Source organism: Sphingomonas sp. CCH9-F2 (assembly GCF_001556735.1).
Lineage (GTDB): Bacteria > Pseudomonadota > Alphaproteobacteria > Sphingomonadales > Sphingomonadaceae > Sphingomonas > Sphingomonas ginsenosidimutans.
In genome coordinates this window covers 1-1,073 of the sequence record NZ_LSJO01000002.1, presented here as the reverse complement: position 1 = coordinate 1,073, position 1,073 = coordinate 1, and the positions used below count along the sequence as shown (strand labels likewise).

Below are 1,073 nucleotides of genomic sequence, written 5' to 3'. Positions count from 1 at the left end.
GCTGGGACAGCGGGTCGACCGGGCGGTGCTCGCGCCGCGCGGGCGGCAGGGGCCGCGGCTGACCGACCTGAAGGTGCAGACCTCCTCCTACGGCACCGCCATCCCCAGGGTGTTCGGGACGATGCGCGTCGCGGGATGCGTGATCTGGTCGACCGACCTGATCGAGACGCGGCAGGACGGTCGCGCGGGCAAGGGGCAGCCGGTCACGACCAGTTACAGCTATGCCGCCTCCTTCGCGGTCGCGCTGTCGGCGCGGCGGATCGCCGGGGTGGGGCGGATCTGGGCCGACGGCAAGCTGCTGCGCGGGGCGGCGGGCGACTGGAAGACGCAGACCGGCTTTCGCCTGCATCACGGTAGCGAGGATCAGGCGCCCGACCCGCTGATCGCCAGCCATGAGGCCGACGCGCCGGCGCATCGCGGCATCGCCTATGCGGTGTTCGAGGCGCTGCAACTGGCCGATTTCGGCAACCGCATCCCCTCGCTCACCTTCGAGGTGATCGGCGATGCCACCCCGCCGCGCGCCGGCGACGTGATGCGCGCGCTGGGCGAGGGCGCGATCGTCGGCGCGGGGCCGGACGATCCGGTCGCGGGCTATGCCGCCAGCGGCGACAGCGTGGCGGGTGCGGTGGCGGCGCTGGCGACGATGACGGGTGCGTGGATGGTGCCCGACGGCGCGGCGACGCGGATCGGCCGCGCGACCGGCGCGCCGCTGGTGCTGGACCCCGATGCGACGCTGCGCGAGGCGCGCCTGCCGGTGGAGGCGGTGCCCGCCGCGCTTTCGCTGTCGCATTACGACCCGGCGCGCGATTACCAGATCGGCGTGCAACGGGCGCTCGGCACCGGCGGCGGCTGGCGCGAGGAGGCGATCGAGCTGCCGGTCGCGCTGGAGGCGGCCCGCGCGCGGCAGGTCGCCGACGACCTGATCCGCGAGCGCGAACGGTCGCGGCGGTCGCGCAAGGCGGTCCTGGACGCGACCGCGATCGCGATCGCGCCGGGCACGGCGGTGCGAAGCGACGGCGCGCTGTGGCGCGTGACGCGCGCGGCGGTGGAGGGGTGGCGCGTGACGCTGGACC

Annotated in this window: 1 protein-coding gene; it reads left to right on the top strand. The window is 75.4% G+C overall.

All coding sequences use genetic code 11. The annotated features are described in order from the left end of the window. A partial coding sequence (locus AX685_RS00090) for a phage tail protein (RefSeq protein WP_231738477.1) occupies positions 1 to 1,073 on the top strand: 1,073 nt, incomplete at both ends.